At 60.5% G+C, this 17249-nt stretch carries 18 protein-coding genes and 1 tRNA gene; 4 read left to right on the top strand and 15 right to left on the bottom strand.

Annotated elements, in window-relative coordinates; translation table 11 throughout:
* Nucleotides 1–2 precede the first annotated feature (2 nt).
* Nucleotides 3–78: transfer RNA gene (locus tag G6N74_RS02280), tRNA-Lys, on the bottom strand.
* Nucleotides 79–454: 376 nt separating this feature from the next.
* Here G6N74_RS02280 and G6N74_RS02275 point away from each other — a divergent pair.
* Nucleotides 455–982 carry a BA14K family protein gene (locus G6N74_RS02275; RefSeq protein WP_165113761.1) on the top strand — a complete coding sequence of 176 codons (528 nt, stop codon included), beginning with the start codon at nt 455–457 and terminating at the stop codon, nt 980–982.
* A gap of 67 nt (nt 983–1049) precedes the next feature.
* On the opposite strand, the gene glpK is transcribed toward G6N74_RS02275, so the two are convergent.
* The 7 genes from glpK to G6N74_RS02240 all read right to left on the bottom strand — a co-directional run bounded on the left by glpK (nt 1050) and on the right by G6N74_RS02240 (nt 8908).
* Nucleotides 1050–2537 (bottom strand): glycerol kinase GlpK, encoded by a 1488-nt coding sequence (gene glpK, locus G6N74_RS02270; RefSeq protein ID WP_165114420.1) that lies wholly within the window; start codon nt 2535–2537, stop codon nt 1050–1052.
* Nucleotides 2538–2686: 149 nt separating this feature from the next.
* Complete coding sequence (locus tag G6N74_RS02265) at nt 2687–3451, bottom strand: DeoR/GlpR family DNA-binding transcription regulator (protein ID WP_165113759.1); 765 nt, start codon at nt 3449–3451, stop codon at nt 2687–2689.
* Between the two features lie 85 nt (nt 3452–3536).
* Nucleotides 3537–4949: a pyridoxal phosphate-dependent decarboxylase family protein gene (locus G6N74_RS02260; protein WP_165113756.1), complete on the bottom strand. Its 1413-nt coding sequence runs from the start codon at nt 4947–4949 to the stop codon at nt 3537–3539.
* A gap of 34 nt (nt 4950–4983) precedes the next feature.
* On the bottom strand, nt 4984–5715 hold the full coding sequence (locus G6N74_RS02255) for a proteasome-type protease (protein WP_165113754.1): 732 nt from the start codon (nt 5713–5715) through the stop codon (nt 4984–4986).
* A gap of 30 nt (nt 5716–5745) precedes the next feature.
* Nucleotides 5746–6540, bottom strand: a complete 795-nt coding sequence (locus tag G6N74_RS02250; protein WP_165113751.1) for a transglutaminase family protein — start codon at nt 6538–6540, stop codon at nt 5746–5748.
* The gene (locus G6N74_RS02245) at nt 6540–7481 is read right to left on the bottom strand and encodes an alpha-E domain-containing protein (RefSeq protein ID WP_165113748.1); all 942 of its coding nucleotides are present in this window, start codon (nt 7479–7481) and stop codon (nt 6540–6542) included. Before G6N74_RS02245 ends, G6N74_RS02250 begins: the two co-directional genes overlap by 1 nt.
* A 14-nt stretch (nt 7482–7495) precedes the next feature.
* Nucleotides 7496–8908, bottom strand: coding sequence for a circularly permuted type 2 ATP-grasp protein (locus G6N74_RS02240; RefSeq protein ID WP_165113746.1), 1413 nt, complete (start codon nt 8906–8908; stop codon nt 7496–7498).
* 70 nt (nt 8909–8978) lie between these two features.
* On the opposite strand from G6N74_RS02240, the gene G6N74_RS02235 reads away from it, so the two are divergent.
* Together G6N74_RS02235 and G6N74_RS02230 are read left to right on the top strand one after the other, a co-directional pair.
* Nucleotides 8979–9221 (top strand): hypothetical protein, encoded by a 243-nt coding sequence (locus G6N74_RS02235; protein ID WP_165113744.1) that lies wholly within the window; start codon nt 8979–8981, stop codon nt 9219–9221.
* On the top strand, nt 9203–9619 hold the full coding sequence (locus G6N74_RS02230) for a DUF4864 domain-containing protein (RefSeq protein WP_165113742.1): 417 nt from the start codon (nt 9203–9205) through the stop codon (nt 9617–9619). Before G6N74_RS02235 ends, G6N74_RS02230 begins: the two co-directional genes overlap by 19 nt.
* Before the next feature lie 6 nt (nt 9620–9625).
* Here G6N74_RS02230 and tgt read toward each other — a convergent pair whose 3' ends face one another.
* The 6 genes from tgt to coaD are packed head-to-tail and all read right to left on the bottom strand — an operon-like array spanning nt 9626 to nt 13950.
* Complete coding sequence (gene tgt, locus G6N74_RS02225) at nt 9626–10756, bottom strand: tRNA guanosine(34) transglycosylase Tgt (RefSeq protein ID WP_165113740.1); 1131 nt, start codon at nt 10754–10756, stop codon at nt 9626–9628.
* The gene (gene queA / locus G6N74_RS02220; protein ID WP_165113738.1) at nt 10753–11829 is read right to left on the bottom strand and encodes a tRNA preQ1(34) S-adenosylmethionine ribosyltransferase-isomerase QueA; all 1077 of its coding nucleotides are present in this window, start codon (nt 11827–11829) and stop codon (nt 10753–10755) included. The genes tgt and queA overlap by 4 nt, the downstream gene beginning before the upstream one ends.
* Entirely contained in the window at nt 11829–12278 is a 450-nt protein-coding gene (locus G6N74_RS02215) for a DMT family transporter (RefSeq protein ID WP_091913615.1), read from the bottom strand. Before G6N74_RS02215 ends, queA begins: the two co-directional genes overlap by 1 nt.
* Before the next feature lie 18 nt (nt 12279–12296).
* Nucleotides 12297–12812, bottom strand: a complete 516-nt coding sequence (locus G6N74_RS02210; RefSeq protein WP_165113736.1) for a peptidylprolyl isomerase — start codon at nt 12810–12812, stop codon at nt 12297–12299.
* Nucleotides 12813–12841: 29 nt separating this feature from the next.
* Nucleotides 12842–13432: a peptidylprolyl isomerase gene (locus G6N74_RS02205; protein WP_165113734.1), complete on the bottom strand. Its 591-nt coding sequence runs from the start codon at nt 13430–13432 to the stop codon at nt 12842–12844.
* A 17-nt stretch (nt 13433–13449) separates the two neighbouring features.
* Entirely contained in the window at nt 13450–13950 is a 501-nt protein-coding gene (gene coaD, locus G6N74_RS02200) for a pantetheine-phosphate adenylyltransferase (RefSeq protein WP_165113732.1), read from the bottom strand.
* Nucleotides 13951–14122: 172 nt separating this feature from the next.
* Here coaD and G6N74_RS31135 point away from each other — a divergent pair, with 172 nt between their 5' ends.
* Nucleotides 14123–14257, top strand: coding sequence for a hypothetical protein (locus G6N74_RS31135; protein WP_091913611.1), 135 nt, complete (start codon nt 14123–14125; stop codon nt 14255–14257).
* Nucleotides 14258–14331: 74 nt separating this feature from the next.
* Here G6N74_RS31135 and gyrA read toward each other — a convergent pair whose 3' ends face one another.
* Nucleotides 14332–17145 carry a DNA gyrase subunit A gene (gene gyrA / locus G6N74_RS02195; RefSeq protein WP_165113730.1) on the bottom strand — a complete coding sequence of 938 codons (2814 nt, stop codon included), beginning with the start codon at nt 17143–17145 and terminating at the stop codon, nt 14332–14334.
* Nucleotides 17146–17249: the final 104 nt, after the last annotated feature.

Raw genomic sequence — 17249 nt, 5'->3', positions numbered from 1 at the left:
GTTGGTGGGCTGGATGGGACTCGAACCCATGACCCCAGAATTAAAAGTTCCGTGCTCTACCATCTGAGCTACCAGCCCTTCACCAATCACCCGTGTTCTTGTCAGAACGAATGCCCTGAACCCCGGTAAGCCGGAAATGCCCACGTTATCCGTATGCATCGATTTCAGAGCGGGCGGCCGAAAGCCGCAACGAGTGTTTCGCAGCGCACAAAAGCCGCCCCGAAATTGCGCCGGAACATAGGGAGAGTGCCCCTGCCGGTCAACCGGAAAAAGCAATGTCCATCAGCCTTTGTTCGCGCTCGCGACTTCGTGCTTGCAGCATTCTTGCGCCGGGCTCGATCACGCGCCATAAATCACTGCGTTTCAATCACTTGCATTCGGCGGGAACCAATCGCGCCGTTTGCACGTTGCTTGGGGCACAAGGGACAAGTTCATCCTTTGCGAGGAGATCATCATGAAGAAGTTTCTCTCAGGCCTCTGCGCTTCGGCGCTTGCATTGTCCTTCGCGATCGTACCGGCCATACCCGGAGCCAGCGCAGCACCCGCCTATGTGCCGCCGGCAGCAACGACGCAGTCTGACGTACAGCAGGTACAATACGACCCGTATCGCAGAGCCATTCCTTCCGCACGTCACTTCCGTGGCGACAGGCGGGATTTTCGCCGAGGCTGGCGCGATGGGCGTCGTGACGGACGCCGTTTCGAACGCCGCGGCGACTACAACTATTATCGCGGGCATCGCGGCTATCGAAACTACCGACGCGGCTACCGCGAATATAATGGCTACTGGTTCCCGGCTGCCGCATTTATCACCGGGGCAATCGTCGGTGGCGCAATAGCAGCACCGCCGCCGGTTCGTGAATATCGCGGTGGCGGCAACGCCCATGTGCGTTGGTGCTATAACCGCTACCGGTCCTATCGGGCCTATGACAACACGTTCCAGCCCTATAACGGCCCGCGTCAGCAGTGCTATTCGCCCTATTGATATCGGTCATAGTGAAATCAGGCCCGCGCTCAGCGCGGGCCTTTTTCCATGTGATTTCGCTCAACGCTTAAGAAAGCGTCCGCTTCACCGCATTGCGCCAGCCCTTCAGCTTGGCTGCTCGAACGGTCTCGTCCATCTGCGGCTTGAAGCGATGGTCCAGCGCCCATGACTTGGCAAAAGCCTTGGCCTTGGGCCATACCCCTGCCCGCGAGCCGGCAAGCCATGCGGCGCCCAGCGCGGTCGTTTCGAGAATGGTCGGACGGTCGACCGGTGCATCGAGGATGTCGGCAAGCCGCTGCATGGTCCAGTCCGACGCGACCATGCCGCCGTCGACGCGCAAAACGGTCTGCTTCGAACCGCCTTTCCAGTCCTTTCGCATCGCATCGAGCAGGTCGCGCGTCTGATACGCCACCGATTCGAGTGCGGCGCGCGCGAATTCGGCCGGACCGGAATTGCGCGTAAGGCCGAAAATCGCCCCCCGCGCCTCGGCATCCCAATGCGGCGCGCCGAGGCCTACGAATGCAGGCACCAGATAGACGTTCTGGGTGTCGTCGGCCTTGGCCGCCAGTACGCCGCTATGTTCGGCCTTGCCGATAACGCCGATGCCGTCGCGCAGCCACTGAACAGCAGCGCCTGCGACGAAGATCGAGCCTTCAAGCGCATAGGTCGTCTCACCGTTGAGGCGATAAGCGATGGTCGTGAGAAGCCGGTTTTTCGAGCGTACCATGTCAGCGCCAGTGTTCAAAAGCGCAAAGCAGCCGGTGCCATAAGTCGACTTCATCATGCCGGGCTCGAAACAGGCCTGGCCGATGGTCGCCGCCTGCTGGTCGCCAGCAACCCCGAGGATCGGAATTTCCGCGCCGAACAGCTTTTTGTCGGTGACGCCGAAATCGTCGGCGCAATCCTTCACTTCCGGCAGCATTGCCGCCGGAATGCGCAGTATCTTCAGGAGTTCGGCGTCCCATTCATTGGTGCGGATGTTGTAGACCAGCGTGCGCGAAGCGTTGGTTGCGTCGGTCGCGTGCACCTTGCCGCCGGTCAGCCGCCAGATCAGGAAACTGTCGATGGTGCCGGCCAGCAATTCGCCCTTCTCGGTTCGCCGGCGCGCGCCTTTGACCTTGTCGAGTATCCAGGCAATCTTGGTGCCGGAGAAATAGGGATCGAGCAGAAGCCCTGTTTTTCGCGAAAAAAGCGGTTCAAGCCCTTGTTTCCTGAGTTTCTGGCAAAGCGGCGCGGTGCGGCGATCCTGCCAGACGATGGCGTTGTGGATCGGCTTGCCGGTGGCTTTTTCCCAGATTACCACCGTCTCGCGCTGATTGGTGATGCCGATGGCCGAGACATCTGCGGCGGTGGATTTCGCCTTCTTGAGCGCCGTCTTGCAGGTAGCAACGACGCTTTCCCAGATCTCGTCCGGATCGTGCTCGACCCAGCCGGAAGCTGGAAAATGCTGCGTGAATTCCTGCTGACCGGTGCCGATGGGCTTCATCGCCGTATCGAAAACGATCGCGCGGCTCGAGGTCGTGCCTTGATCGATCGCCAGCACCAATCCAGCCATCATCTCCCCCTCTTTGTCTCGGCTCCGGGCGCGTGAATGATGGTCCGGAGCTTCTTCATTCCGCGTTTTTGCACGGTACGAAACTATTTTCTATCAATTCGAAACATAAACGAATGTCAACGAAAATACATCAAGACATACTGACGGCTTCAGCGCATGGTCTCTATCAGCTGGACTTCCGACTCCTGGCAGATCGAACGTATGGACTCGATATCGCAGCGATCCGTGATGAAGGAATCGACCTGAGACAGATGCCCGATCCGGACCGGTGCGGTACGTTCGAATTTGGTCGCGTCGGCGACGAGAATGACGTGGCGCGCATTGGCAATGATCGCCTGCGCCACCTTCACCTCGCGGAAATCGAAATCCAGTAGCGCTCCATCATGGTCGATGGCAGATGCTCCGATGACGGCGTAGTCGACCTTGAACTGCTTGATGAAATCGACGGCTGCTTCGCCGACCACGCCGCCATCCGATCCGCGCACGACGCCGCCGGCGATCACAACTTCAATCTCAGGAAACACCCGCATCCTGTTGGCAACATTTATATTATTGGTAATAACCATGAGACCTGAATGATCCAGAAGCGCCTGGCTTACGGCTTCGGTCGTCGTGCCGATGTTGATGAAGAGCGAAGCGTTGTCCGGGATCAGCTTGGCGGCTGCGCGGCCGATCGCGTCCTTTTCCTCCGCTGCGATCTTGCGGCGGGCTTCGTACTCCATGTTCTCGATGCCGGAGGGAAACAGCGCACCGCCATGAATGCGGCTCAGCAGGCGCTGGTCGCACAGATCGTTGAGATCCTTACGTATGGTCTGCGGCGTCACGCCGAAATGCGCCGCCAGATCGTCGACGAGAACGCGGCCGGAATCCTTGGCCAACTGTATGATTTCCGAATGCCGCGTCGACAGGAACACGCTGCTTCTCCGATCTTCGTTTGAGGCAATAATCAAGGTAAAACGAAACGCCGCAAAAACCTAGCTGGCGAATTGGGAAATGCCCTCACCGAAGCGACGCTGCGATCTCGGTGATCACCGAATAAGCCGTATCCACGTCCTGCTCGGTAGCCTCGAACTGGCCGACCTGAAAACGGATCGCAAAATGACCGTCGACCCGCGTCTGCGTCAGGTAGATGCGGCCATCGTCGTTGATCGCGTTGATGAGGCGCAGATTGTGCTCGTCGAGGTCGGTCACGCCTGAAGGCACATGGCGGAATGAGAACAGCGACAGCATAGGCTCGGTGACGATCTCGAACTCCACCGTCGCGGCAATCCGCGCGGCCAGCTTTTCTGCCCAGGCGACATGGTTGCGGATCATGGTGCGCAGGCCGGAAAGGCCGTGGGCGCGTAATAGGAACCACAGTTTCAGCGCGCGGAACCGCCGGCCAAGCGGCACCGACCACTCCGAATAATTGACGACGCCATCCTTGCCATGCGTCTTCAGATATTCCGGCTTGATCGCCAGCGTGCGAACCAGATCATCGGGATTGCGCACGAACTGTGCCGAGCAATCGAACTGCGCGCCTAGCCATTTGTGCGGATTGAAGACGATCGAATCGGCGTGCTCTACGCCTGTCCAGAAATGCCGGAACTCTTCGCAGATCATCGCAGAGCCGGCCCAGGCGGCATCGACATGCAGGTAAAGCCCATATTTCTGCGCAACCGCCGCGACTGCGGCGATATCGTCGGTTCCGCCGGTGCTGGTGCCGCCGACGCAGGCGACAATGCCGGCGGGAAGCAGGCCGTTTGCCTTGTCGGCGACGATCGCAGCTTCAAGAGCTGCCACATCCATCGCCCGCCAGCGCCCGGCAGTCGGGATGCGGACGAGATTTTCCTCGCCGATACCTGAAACCCATATCGCCCGGTCGATCGAGGTGTGGACCTGATCGGAAGAATAGACGCGGATGCGCGGCTGTCCGGACAGCCCTTGCTTGTTGCCCTGCCAGTCGAGCGCCCGCTCGCGCATGGTCAGCACGGCTGCGAGTGTCGCCGACGAGGCCGAATCCTGCAGCACGCCGGAAAACCCTTCCGGCAAGCCCAGCGCCTGACGCAGCCAGTCGATGATGCGGGTTTCGAGTTCGGTCGCGGCGGGCGATGTCTGCCACAGCATGCACTGCGCGGCCATGACCGTGACCAGATATTCTGCCACCACCGAGACTGGCGCTGCATTGGCCGGGAAATAGGCAAAGAAGCGTGGATGTTGCCAGTGCGTCATGCCCGGCAGGATCTTTTCTTCGAAGTCGGCGAAGATCGCCTCCATCGCTTCGGGCGCCTCGGGCGGCGAAAGTGCTATTCCGGCAGCAATCTCGCCCGGCTGGGTCTGCGCTCGTACCGGGCGTTCTCGCAGCGTCTCGCGATAGTCCGCGCCCCATTCGGCCGCCTTCAGCGACCAATCGCGAAATTCCTTGCCGTCCAAGTGCTTTCCTCCCACCGGCAGATGCCGGTCGATATCAGATGGGGAAATCAGGCAGGCTCTTGAACGCCAGTTTCAGCGCATTCGACCAGCCGTCCGAGATCGTCCGGTAATAGGGATCGTCGAGCGCGATGCGCTTTTTCAGCTTAACCGCGAGCGCGTCGTTTTCATAAAGAAGAAGGTCCAGCGGAAGACCGACCGAAAGATTGGATTTCAATGTGGAATCAAAGGATACCATCAAAAGCTTGACAGTTTCCTCGAAGCTCATCGTGCGGTCGTAGGCGCGCACGATGATGGGCTTGCCGTATTTGGTCTCGCCGACCTGGAAGAACGGCGTGTCATCCGTGGATTCGATGAAATTGCCTTCCGGATAGATCATGAAAAGCCGCGGCGGACTGCCCTTGATCTGGCCGCCGAGGATGAAGGAGGCGTTGAAATAGGAATCGGCGCTCTCACCTGTCGGCGATGCATGAGCGATGACTTCCTTGACGACATCGCCGATCAGCCGAGCCGTCTGATACATCGACGGCGTTTCAAGCACGACGGAAGATCGTTCTTCCGGCGCCTTGGAGCGCTCTTCGAGCAGGCTGACCACGGCCTGGGTCGTCGCCAGATTGCCGGCAGACATCAGCACAATGACGCGCTCGCCCGGCTTTTCCCAGACATGCATCTTGCGGAAGGTGGAGATGCTGTCCATTCCGGCATTCGTGCGGGTGTCCGACATGAACACCAGACCGCGATCCAACTTGAGGCCGACACAGTAAGTCATGGAATCCCGTATTCTAGAACAATACCGGGATTACTGCTCGACCGTGATGTGAACCGCAAGCTGTTCCGACGCCTGTCCCAAGCGAATCCCGGAAACCGGCATAGCATCGCGATAATCTCGGCCCGTCGCAAGTCGCACATAGCGTTCGTCTGGGGAAATGCCGTTGGCGGCGTCGAACGCGACCCAGCCCAGCGTGGAAACATAGGCTTCCGCCCAGGCATGGCTCGCCACCTGCTCGATGGTGCCGTCCATCATAAGATAGCCGCTGACATAGCGCGCTGGAATGCCCAGCAGCCGTGCGGCCGACGAAAACACATGGGCATGATCCTGGCATACGCCACTGCCCTGCTTCAGCGCTTCTTCCGCCGTGGTTTCGGCGTCGGTCGCGCCGACGACATAGTCGACACGCTCTCGCACCATGCCCAACAATTGATGCAGCCGATCGATTTCGGCGCCCGGAGCGATCGAGGCGGCGAGCTCGCGAACGCCTTCACCAGCCTCCGTCAACGGCGTTGCATGACTGAACAGCCAGAGCGGTGCAAAACCGGTGTGAGGCCCGCTCACGCCGGCAGTGTCATGCGTTTCGACCTCGCCCGTGGCCTCGACGCTTACGACACGCGGATCGCCTTCGATGCTGACCAGCCGCGTGTCGTTGCCGAACTGGTCGGAAAACCGCACCTCTTCGCGCGCACCGCCGACTACGACGTTCCATGACAGTACCGACTGCGTCTTGCCTTCTCGCGGCAACAGCCGCAGCCGCTGCAGACCGTACTGCACCGGCATGTCGTAGTGATATTCGGTGCGGTGCTTGATTTTGAGGCGCATCAGTGGAACCTGTAATCCTGTGCAACCTCGTCGCCGAGCCGGTAATTGTCGCGGATGAAGCACGACAGGAACTCGTGAAGACCTGCGTCGAAGATGGTCTTTACGTTGCCGACCTCAAGCTTGGCCATCGTCTCGCCCGCCGTCTTGTGACAGGGATGCAGCGCGCCATAGTCGTCGGCAAGATAGGCTAGGCTCTCGGCGATGTTGCGATAGCAATAGGCCAGCGAACGCGGCATGCGATTGTTGAGGATGAGGTAGTCGGCGATGTTGGCCGGTCTGTAGTCGGCTTCATAAACCCAGCGATAGGAACGATGCGCCGACACCGAGCGCAGGATCGATTCCCACTGGTAGTTGTCGAGCGTCGAGCCGACCCAGGAAATCGACGGAAGCAGCACGTAATATTTGACGTCGAGGATGCGCGCCGTGTTGTCGGCCCGCTCGACGAAGGTGCCGATCTGGGAGAAATCGAAAATCTCGTTGCGCAGCATCGTGCCGTGAAAAGCGCCGCGGATCAGCGCCGTCTCGCGCTTGATGGCGTCCAGCACCGCCGGCACGTCGCGCTGGTCGACCGGGCTGCCCAGCATGCGCTTCAGCGACATCCAGGCTTCATTGATGCTCTCCCAGGTTTCACGCGTCAGAGCGGTACGCACCATGCGGCCGTTGTTGCGCGCAGTCTCGATCGCCGACATCACGCTCGACGGATTGGACGTGTCGCGCAGAAGGAAATCGGTGACCGTCTCGGCGCTGAACTCGTCATGGCGCTGGCGGAATGCCGATTCCACCCCGGCGCTCAGTATGACGGAGGTCCATTCGTCCGCCGAACTCGACGTCCGGGTCAGCGCCATGCGCATGCCAGCGTCAATCAGGCGCGCCATATTCTCGGCCCGCTCGATATAGCGATTCATCCAGTAAATGCCGTTTGCGGTACGTCCGAGAAGCATTGGTACCCTTTTACTCAGTCGTCCAGAACCCAGGTATCCTTGGTGCCGCCGCCCTGCGAGGAATTCACCACCAGCGATCCTTCCTTGAGCGCCACCCGCGTCAGCCCGCCGGGCACGATCTGGATGCGGTCGGAGACCAGCACGAAGGGCCTGAGATCGACATGGCGCGGGGCCAGGCCCTTTTCGGTCAGGATCGGGCAGGTCGACAGCGAAAGCGTCGGCTGGGCGATGTAGTTGGCCGGGCGCGCCTTCAGCTTCTGCGAAAACGCCTCGCATTCCTTCTTGCTCGCCGCCGGCCCGACCAGCATGCCGTACCCGCCGGAGCCGTGGACTTCCTTCACCACAAGCTCGTCCAAGTGCTCGAGAACATACTTCAGGCTGTCCGGCTCCGAGCAGCGCCACGTCGGGATGTTGCCCAGCATCGCCTTGCGGCCGGTGTAGAATTCGATGATTTCCGGCATGTAGGAGTAGATCGCCTTGTCATCGCAAATGCCGGTGCCCGGAGCGTTGGCGATGGTGATGTTGCCGGCGCGGTAGACATCCATGATGCCCGGCACGCCGAGCGCCGAATCCGGACGGAAGGTCAGCGGATCGAGATAGGCGTCATCGACGCGGCGATAGAGCACGTCGATCTGCTTGTAGCCTTCGGTGGTTCGCATGGCGACGTGGCCGTCGACCACGCGCAAATCCGAACCCTCGACAAGCTGGACGCCCATCTGGTCGGCAAGGAAGGCATGTTCGAAATAGGCCGAGTTGAAGCTTCCCGGCGTCAGCACCGCAATCGTCGGCGCGTCCTTCACCCCATCCGGCCGCACCGCGCCGAGCGATTGTCGCAGGAGCTGCGGATAGTTCTCGACCGGCCGCACCTTGATGCGTTGAAACAGCTCGGGAAAGAGCTGCATCATCGTTTCTCGGTTTTCCAGCATGTAGGAAACGCCGGAAGGCGTGCGCGCATTGTCCTCCAGAACGTAGAACTCGTTCTCGTTGATGCGCACAATGTCGGTGCCGATGATGTGGGTGTAGACGCCGCCCGGCGGCCGTACGCCGATCATTTCCGGCAGGAAGGCCACGTTGCTGGCGATCAATTCGCGGGGTATGCGCCCTGCCCGCAGGATTTCCTGGCGGTGGTAGATATCGTCGAGAAAAGCATTCAACGCCTGAACGCGCTGTTCGATGCCTTGCGTCAGGCGGCGCCATTCCTGCCCGGATATGATGCGCGGGACGATATCGAAGGGAATGAGGCGTTCGGCGGCCTCTTCTTCGCCATAGACGGCAAAGGTGATGCCGGTCTTGCGGAAAACGCGCTCGGCATCGCGCATCTTTTCGGTCAATCGGGCTGCATCCTGGTCTTTGAACCAGTCGTCATAGCCCGTGTATGGTTTTCGCAATCCGGTAGTTTCCGGAAGCATTTCATCGAATGCAGCCAATCGCGCACTCCCCTCTGAACCTCATTTGAAATGAGGTCGAAGACGAAAAGCAAGCGCAATCGCACATTCCATGATCAACGCGATGCATCTTCCGCCTTTTGCCCAGAATATAGGCATGCTGCCTACGGGGTTTGAAAATCGCTTGGGCAAAGTCGGCGCCGCCATCGGCAGTTCTGACAAGCGAATCTTGCTGCAGGATGAAACCGGAAAGCCACGCCTTGCGTATGTTAAACTGAAGCCCGGCGCATCGATGCCGAGCTGCGGCACTGCGCTCGATACGACGGGAGAGAATTCATGCGCCGAAGCCTATTAGCTCTTGCCATTCCCGCACTCTACGCCTCCATGGCGTTTGCCGGCGACGCGGAGATAAAGGCGGCCCAGAGCTCGATCGACAGCCAGCTCAAGGCGTTCCGCGCCGGTGACAACGCCGCCGCCTACAGTTTTGCCGCACCCAATGTGAAACGCATCTTCCCGACGCTGGAAAACTTCATGAACATGGTGACGGGCGCCTACCAGCCGGTCCATCAGCCGCGCAGCTACGCCTTCGGCAAGGTTCAGGAACTCAGCCCGACCTCGATCATCCAGCAGGTGATTATCGTCGGTGCCGACGGCAAGGATTATGAGGCGGTCTACACGCTCGAACTGCAGCCGGACGGTGTGTTCCGCATTACCGGTGTCAGCCTGCGGGCGGCGAATTCATTCAGCACTTGAGACCGTTCAAAGCGCCGGAATATCGCCCCGCGCCCAGCCTTCCGAAATCTCGGCCGTACGATCAACGAATGCGCCGGCCTCGATGGCGTCGCGAACATCCTGCATCAGGCGCTGGTAGTAGGAAAGATTGTTCCAGGTCAGAAGCATCGCGCCCAGCGCCTCCTGCGACTTGACGAGGTGATGGAGGTAGGCGCGGGAATAATCGCGCGCAGCGGGGCAGTCGCTTTCCTCATCGAGCGGACGATGATCGTCGGCATGGCGGGCGTTGCGAAGATTGACCTTGCCGCGCCGCGTATAGGCAAGGCCATGACGGCCGGCGCGGGTCGGCATGACGCAGTCGAACATGTCGATGCCTCGCGCCACGGATTTGACGATGTCATCGGGCGTGCCGACGCCCATCAGATAGCGCGGCTTCTCAGTCGGCAGTTCCGGGCAGGTCACGTCGAGCATGTCGAGCATGACTTCCTGCGGCTCACCGACCGCCAGCCCGCCGACGGCATAGCCTTTCAGCCCGAGCCCACTCAGCGCCTGCGCCGAACGCACGCGCAATGCCGGCGTGTCGCCGCCCTGCACGATGCCGAACATCGCCTTGCCCGGCTGTTCGCCGAAGGCCACCTTGCAGCGTTCGGCCCAGCGCAGCGAAAGCTCCATCGCTTTCTCGATATCCTTGTCCTTGGCCGGTAGCGCAACGCATTCGTCCAGCTGCATCTGGATATCGGAATCGAGCAGGCCCTGGATCTCGATCGAGCGCTCGGGCGACATTTCATAGGCCGCGCCGTCGATATGCGAGCGGAAGGTCACGCCCTGTTCATTGAGCTTGCGCAGTTTCGACAGCGACATGACCTGGAATCCGCCGGAATCGGTCAGGATCGGATAGGGCCAGCGGGCGAATTCGTGCAAGCCGCCGAGCCGCGCGACGCGCTCTGCGCCCGGCCGCAGCATCAAATGATAGGTGTTGCCGAGGATGATGTCGGCGCCGAGATCGCGCACCTGGTCCATATACATGGTCTTGACCGTGCCGCCGGTGCCGACCGGCATGAAGGCCGGCGTGCGGATGGTGCCGCGCGGCATGGTGATCTCACCGCGCCGGGCCTTGCCGTCGGTGGCGAGAACCTTGAAGGAAAATTCGGTGCTCATGGATCGGCCCTGAACAGGAGACTGGAATCTCCATAGGAGTAGAATCTGTAGCGGTTTTCGATGGCATGCGCATAGGCCGCGCGCATCGTGTCCGTTCCGGCGAAGGCCGAGACCAGCATGAACAGCGTCGAGCGTGGGAGGTGAAAATTGGTCATCAACACATCGACGGCACGGAAGCGATAGCCCGGCGTGATGAAGATATCGGTTGGGCCGGACCAAGCGGCTAACTGCCCGCTTTCGCTCGCTGCACTTTCCAGCAATCGCAATGAGGTCGTACCGACGGCGACGACACGGCGACCCTCGGCGCGGGCCTTGTTGATCGCGTTTGCCGTTTCTTCCGACACGTGGCCGATCTCGGCATGCATTTTGTGATCGGCCGTGTCGTCGACTTTCACCGGCAGAAACGTGCCGGCACCGACATGCAACGTCACGAAATGGCGCTCGATGCCGCGCGTGTCAAGCGCTTCGAAAAGCGCCGGCGTGAAATGCAGCCCGGCAGTGGGAGCGGCGACAGCCCCCTCCTCTCGCGCATAGACGGTCTGGTAGTCGGTCAGATCGCGAGCGTCGTCGGGACGCTTCGAGGCGATGTAGGGCGGCAGCGGAATATGGCCGACGCTATGCAGCGCCTCGTCCAATACGGGACCGGACAAGTCAAAACCGAGCAGCACCTCGCCGCCCTCGCCTTTCTCGAGCACGGTGGCGTCGAGCGCACCGAGAAAACAGGAATTGCCGTCATGGCCGAAATGGATGCGGTCGCCCGCCACCACGCGCTTGCCCGGACGGACAAAGGCCAGCCAGCGATCCGGACCGGTGCGCATGTGAAGCGTTGCATCGACATGCGCAGCAGCCTCGCCGCGACGCCTTATGCCTTTCAGCTGTGCCGGAATGACTTTCGTGTCGTTGAAAACAAGCAGATCGCCGGGCTGGAGCAGTTGTGGCAGATCGCCGACATGCCTGTCCTCCACTGCTTCCACGGGCCTGACGACCAACAGCTGCGCGGAATCGCGCGGCTCAGCCGGGCGCAATGCGATGCGCTCTTCCGAGAGTTCAAAATCGAAAAGATCGACGCGCATCAGTAGATGCGGATCATCAGCGCACCGGCGAGCAGCAGGAGCGCGCCGGCGATGCGCCCCACCGAAATCTCGCGGACGGCGACGCCGAGGAAGCCGACGCGGTCGATGAGCATGCCGGCAAGCAGCTGACCGGTGACGAGAAACGCCATCAATGCCGCGGCACCAAGCTTGGGCGTCAGAATGGTGGCGCTGGTGACATAGGCGCCGCCCAGCATGCCGCCGGCGACGAACAGCCAGGGCGCAGGCGCGCGCCAATCAAGGGAAATCCCTTGCGCGCGCGTAATCGCAAAGGAAACGATGCCGAGCACGATCGCACCCGACAGGAAGGAAAAGGCGGCCGCCGCGACGGGAAGTCCGAGCCCCTTGCTGAGCTCGGAATTGATCGGCGCCTGTATGGCGATGAAAGCGCCAGCCAGAATGCCGATCAGTGACCAGAGAACCCCCGCCATAACGGCCTGCCCTACCTGTTATTCCGCGACGTCTGCCGCGACCTTCAGCGACACAATCTTGTCGGGATCCTGAACCGGCTCGCCGCGCTTGATCTTGTCTACATTGTCCATGCCTTCGATGACCTGGCCCCACACCGTGTACTGGCGGTTGAGGAAGCCGGCATCCTCGAAGCAGATGAAGAACTGCGAATTCGCCGAATTCGGGTTCTGCGAACGGGCCATCGAGCAGGTGCCGCGCGCGTGGTTCATGTTGGAGAACTCGGCCTTCAGGTCCGGCTTGTCGGAACCGCCCATGCCGGCGCGCGACGGGTTGAAGCTCGGGCCGTCGGACTTGCCGAACTTGACGTCGCCAGTCTGCGCCATGAAGCCTTCGATGACGCGGTGGAACACCACGCCGTCATAGGCACCTTCACGCGCCAGTTCCTTGATGCGGCCGACATGGCCGGGCGCCAGGTCGGGCAGAAGTTCGATGACGACCTTGCCCTTCGTGGTTTCCATGATGAGCGCGTTTTCGCGATCCTTGATCTCGGCCATATCAGATTTCCTTGTTTCGTAATTTCAGTTTATTTGCCGTCGCTGGCGATGCGCACCTTGATCATGCGGTCGGGACTGCTGACAACCCCGTTAGCAGCCGCATCACCCTTTTTTATGCCGTCGACGAACTCCATGCCGCTCTCGACATTGCCGACGATGGTGTAGTCGCCGTCGAGGCCGGGATTGGGTGCATACATGATGAAGAACTGTGAATTCGCCGAATTCGGGTTCTGGGCCCGGGCCATGCCGACCGTACCGCGCACGAAATGTTCGCTGGTGGAGAATTCGGCCGGAAGGTCGGGCTTTTTCGAGCCGCCGGTGCCGGCGCGCTCGGCATTATAGCCGGACTTCATGTTGCCGAACTCGACATCGCCGGTCTGGGCCATGAAGCCGTCGATGACGCGGTGGAAGGCGACGTTGTCATAGGCGCCTTCGCGCACCAGCGCCTTGATCTGCTCGACATGCTTCGGTGCGAGATCGGGTCGAAGCGCGACGGTCACATCTCCGCCCTTGAGGCTGATGACCATGGTGTTTTCGGGCTCGGCCGCGAAGGCGGAGAACGAAGAGCCGACAAGACCGGCGATGACGACGAACGACGAAGCAAGCTTTCTCAGCTGCATGGACATCTCCACTCCCTTTACTTTGCGAATTTTGCAGTCAGCGCGGTGGCGACCACTTTTGGCACGAACGGCCGGATATCGCCGCCCATCGACGCTATCTGGCGGACAAGTGTGGCGGTAATGGTGCGAACCGAAGGGCTTGCCGGAAGGAATATCGTCTGCAGGTCGGGCGCCATGGTCTCGTTCATGCCGGCCATCTGCATCTCGTAGTCGAGATCGGTGCCGTCACGCAGGCCGCGGATCATGATCGAAGCGTTGTGCTCTTTGGCTGCATCGATGACCAGGCCGTCGAAAGAAACGACCTTGATGCGCTTGGCATCCTTACCGAACTCGGTGGCGATCGACTGTTCAATGAGGCCGACGCGCTCCTCGAAAGCAAACAGCGGTTTCTTCCCGGGATGAATACCGATCGCCGCAAACACCGTGTCGGCGATGGCAAGCGAAGCCTTCAGCACGTCGAGATGGCCGTTGGTCAAGGGGTCGAACGACCCGGCATAGATGGCGATACGCTCTGTCATGGCGTGGTTTCTAGCGGGCAGCGTGAGCAAAGGCAATCTGCTCACGGGCGCAGAATGAACACCGGATGAATGGAGCGATCACGACAAGTTCAAGCAATGCGAAGTAGCGTGATCTGGAAAACATGAAACCAAATCGCCACATCATCGTTATCGAGGTCAGGAGAACAAGACCATGATGATTTACATGCTCGCTGCTGCAATGACTATCGCCATGTTGATCGCAACCGCTTTCGGCATCCATCAGGAGTCGGAGCGCATGCGCCTTCAGGAACAGAAGGCTCGCTCGAACGGTTTCGGTCCCCGCTGATTTCTTGAACCACCACCTCACCGTTTCCGGCGAGGTGGGTTAGCGCGAGAGCAATACTTCAGGATTTCCTGGTATTACTCTGTCGGGCCCTGATCTTCGGGCGCAATTTCTGTAACACCTTCGACAACCGTTCCGTCTGAAGCAACGATCTCGTCAGCCTCTTCGTCGCCCTGCGGCTCGGAAATGCGCTCGACAGAGACGACTTTCTCGCCATCTGCCGTATTGAAGATCGTGACGCCCTTGGTGGCACGGCTGGCGAAGCGAATGCCGTTGACCGGCACGCGGATCACCTGTCCACCGTCGGAAACCAGCATGATCTGGTCCTCATTGCCGACCGGGAAGGTCGCAACAAGGCGGCCGATTTCAGCGACTTTCGACACATCGGTCGCGCGAATGCCCTTGCCGCCACGGCCCGTCAGACGGAAATCGTAGGACGACGAACGCTTGCCGTAGCCATACTCGGTGACAGTCAGCACGAACTGCTCGTGCTGCGACAAGAACTGATAGCGCTCCTCCGAAATGTCGGCTTCCTCGCCGACTTCCTCGTTGGTCAGTGCGATATCTTCCTCTTCGCCGACAGCCGCATCGGCGGCCAGCCGCCGCTCGGCAACCGAACGCTTGAGATAGGCCGCACGCTCTGGCGCGTCTGCATCGACATGCTCGAGGATCGCCATCGAGATGACGCGGTCCTTTTCGCCCATGCTGATACCGCGAACGCCGACGGAGTTGCGACTCTGGAAGACGCGCACGTCACCGACCGAGAAGCGAATGCACTGGCCGGTATCTGCGGTCAAAAGCACATCGTCATTGTCGGTGCAGGTCTCGACGCCGAGAATCTCGTCGCCCGCCTCCTCCAGCTTCATCGCGATCTTGCCGTTGCGGTTGACCTGAACAAAGTCGCTGAGCTTGTTGCGGCGCACGGTGCCGCGCGTGGTGGCGAACATCACGTCAAGATCGCCCCAGCTCGTTTCGTCCTCTGGCAGGGGCATGATCGTGGTGATGCGCTCGCCCTGTTCCAGCGGCAGCATGTTGATCAAGGCCTTGCCGCGTGACTGCGGGCTACCGATCGGCAGGCGCCAGACCTTTTCCTTGTAGACGATGCCGCGCGAGGAGAAGAACAGCACCGGCGTATGCGTGTTGGCCACAAACAGCCGCGTGACGAAATCCTCGTCCTTGGTCGACATGCCCGAGCGGCCCTTGCCGCCGCGGCGCTGCGCCCGGTAGAGCGAAAGCGGCACGCGCTTGATGTAGCCGGAATGGCTGACGGTGACGACCATGTCCTCGCGCTGGATCAGGTCCTCGTCGTCCATGTCCGAGCCGCCGTCGCTAAGTTCCGTGCGGCGCGGCGTGCCGAACTCGTCGCGAACGGCCGCAAGCTCGTCCTTGACGATCTGCTGTATGCGCGCTTGCGATGACAGGATGTCGAGGTAATCCTTGATCTCGTCGCCGATGGTATTGAGTTCGTCCGAGATTTCGTCGCGGCCAAGGGCCGTCAGGCGCTGCAGACGCAGTTCCAGAATGGCGCGCGCCTGTTCCTCGGACAGATTGTAGGTGCCGTCATCGTTGATGCGATGGCGCGGATCGTCAATCAGCAGGATCAGCGACTCGACATCACGGGCCGGCCAGCGGCGCTCCATCAACTGTTCGCGTGCCGTCTGCGGATCGGGCGCCTGCCGGATCACCCGGATGACCTCGTCGATATTGGCGACGGCAATAGCCAGGCCGACCAAGACATGGGCGCGATCACGCGCCTTGCGCAGCAGGAATTTCGTCCTGCGGCTGATGACGTCTTCGCGGAAGGCAACGAACGCCTTCAGCATGTCGATCAGCGTGAGGACTTCCGGCTTGCCGCCGTTCAGCGCAACCACATTGGCGCCAAAAGACGTTTGCAGCGGCGTGAAACGGTAGAGCTGGTTGAGAATGACGTCGGCAACCGCATCACGCTTCAATTCGATAACGACGCGGTAACCCTGCCGGTCGGACTCGTCGCGAATATCGGAAATGCCCTCGATACGCTTGTCGCGCACCAGCTCGGCCATCTTCTCGATCATCGTCGATTTGTTCACCTGATAGGGAACTTCGGTGATGATGATGGCTTCGCGGTCGTTGCGGATCTGCTCGATGGCGACCTTGCCGCGCATGACGATGGAGCCGCGCCCGGTCGAATAGGCATTATAAATGCCAGAGCGGCCGAGAACGATGCCGCCGGTCGGGAAATCCGGACCCGGAATGATTTCCATCAGCGCCGGCAGGTCGATCGCCGGATTGTCGATGAGCGCAATGGCGCCATTACAGACTTCGCTCAGATTGTGCGGCGGAATATTGGTCGCCATGCCGACCGCGATACCGCCGGAGCCGTTGACCAGAAGGTTGGGGAAGCGCGCCGGCAGAACGCGCGGCTCGCGGCCGGACGCATCATAGGTCTCCTGGAAATCAACCGTATCCTTGTCGATATCCTCCAGAAGCTCGTGCGCGACCTTGGTCAGGCGCGATTCCGTATAACGCATCGCCGCAGGCGGATCGCCGTCGATCGAACCGAAATTGCCCTGCCCGTCGATGAGTGGCACGCGCAGCGACCAGTCCTGCGCCATTCGAACCAAGGCATCGTAGATCGAAGCATCGCCGTGGGGGTGGTATTTACCCATGACGTCGGCGACCGGGCGCGCCGACTTCACATATTTGCGGTTCCAGTGGTAGCCGCTCTCATGGGCGGCAAACATGATACGCCGGTGAACCGGCTTCAGCCCGTCGCGAACGTCCGGAAGCGCACGACTGACGATGACGCTCATCGCATAGTCGAGATAGGAACGCTGCATCTCCTCGATGATCGAGATAGGCTCGATATCGGAGGGGCCGCCGGGTCCACCCGGTAATTTCTGGTCGGTCAAATCGGATCACTTAAACTAGGAGAATCACTGCCCTCTTATATAGGAACGATACCGATTTCACCAATACCGAGCGCTTTTTTCCAGAACTGATTTTCGTCACAAAT

Source organism: Mesorhizobium zhangyense, assembly GCF_011045115.1.
Taxonomy (GTDB): Bacteria; Pseudomonadota; Alphaproteobacteria; order Rhizobiales; family Rhizobiaceae; genus Mesorhizobium_M; species Mesorhizobium_M zhangyense.
This window is presented reverse-complemented; position numbering and strand designations above follow the sequence as displayed.

Excerpts from the sequence above, each read along its gene's own strand:
- G6N74_RS02235 (WP_165113744.1), top strand. The coding sequence starts at position 8,979 with ATGATCAACGCGATGCATCTTCCGCCTTTTGCCCAGAATATAGGCATG.
- queA (WP_165113738.1), bottom strand. The coding sequence starts at position 11,829 with ATGCGCGTCGATCTTTTCGATTTTGAACTCTCGGAAGAGCGCATCGCA.
- G6N74_RS31135 (WP_091913611.1), top strand. The coding sequence starts at position 14,123 with ATGATGATTTACATGCTCGCTGCTGCAATGACTATCGCCATGTTGATC.
- G6N74_RS02215 (WP_091913615.1), bottom strand. The coding sequence starts at position 12,278 with ATGGCGGGGGTTCTCTGGTCACTGATCGGCATTCTGGCTGGCGCTTTC.
- tgt (WP_165113740.1), bottom strand. The coding sequence starts at position 10,756 with ATGAGCACCGAATTTTCCTTCAAGGTTCTCGCCACCGACGGCAAGGCC.
- G6N74_RS02230 (WP_165113742.1), top strand. The coding sequence starts at position 9,203 with ATGCGCCGAAGCCTATTAGCTCTTGCCATTCCCGCACTCTACGCCTCC.
- G6N74_RS02250 (WP_165113751.1), bottom strand. The coding sequence starts at position 6,540 with ATGCGCCTCAAAATCAAGCACCGCACCGAATATCACTACGACATGCCG.
- G6N74_RS02210 (WP_165113736.1), bottom strand. The coding sequence starts at position 12,812 with ATGGCCGAGATCAAGGATCGCGAAAACGCGCTCATCATGGAAACCACG.
- coaD (WP_165113732.1), bottom strand. The coding sequence starts at position 13,950 with ATGACAGAGCGTATCGCCATCTATGCCGGGTCGTTCGACCCCTTGACC.
- G6N74_RS02205 (WP_165113734.1), bottom strand. The coding sequence starts at position 13,432 with ATGCAGCTGAGAAAGCTTGCTTCGTCGTTCGTCGTCATCGCCGGTCTT.
- G6N74_RS02255 (WP_165113754.1), bottom strand. The coding sequence starts at position 5,715 with ATGACTTACTGTGTCGGCCTCAAGTTGGATCGCGGTCTGGTGTTCATG.
- glpK (WP_165114420.1), bottom strand. The coding sequence starts at position 2,537 with ATGGCTGGATTGGTGCTGGCGATCGATCAAGGCACGACCTCGAGCCGC.
- G6N74_RS02275 (WP_165113761.1), top strand. The coding sequence starts at position 455 with ATGAAGAAGTTTCTCTCAGGCCTCTGCGCTTCGGCGCTTGCATTGTCC.
- G6N74_RS02245 (WP_165113748.1), bottom strand. The coding sequence starts at position 7,481 with ATGCTTCTCGGACGTACCGCAAACGGCATTTACTGGATGAATCGCTAT.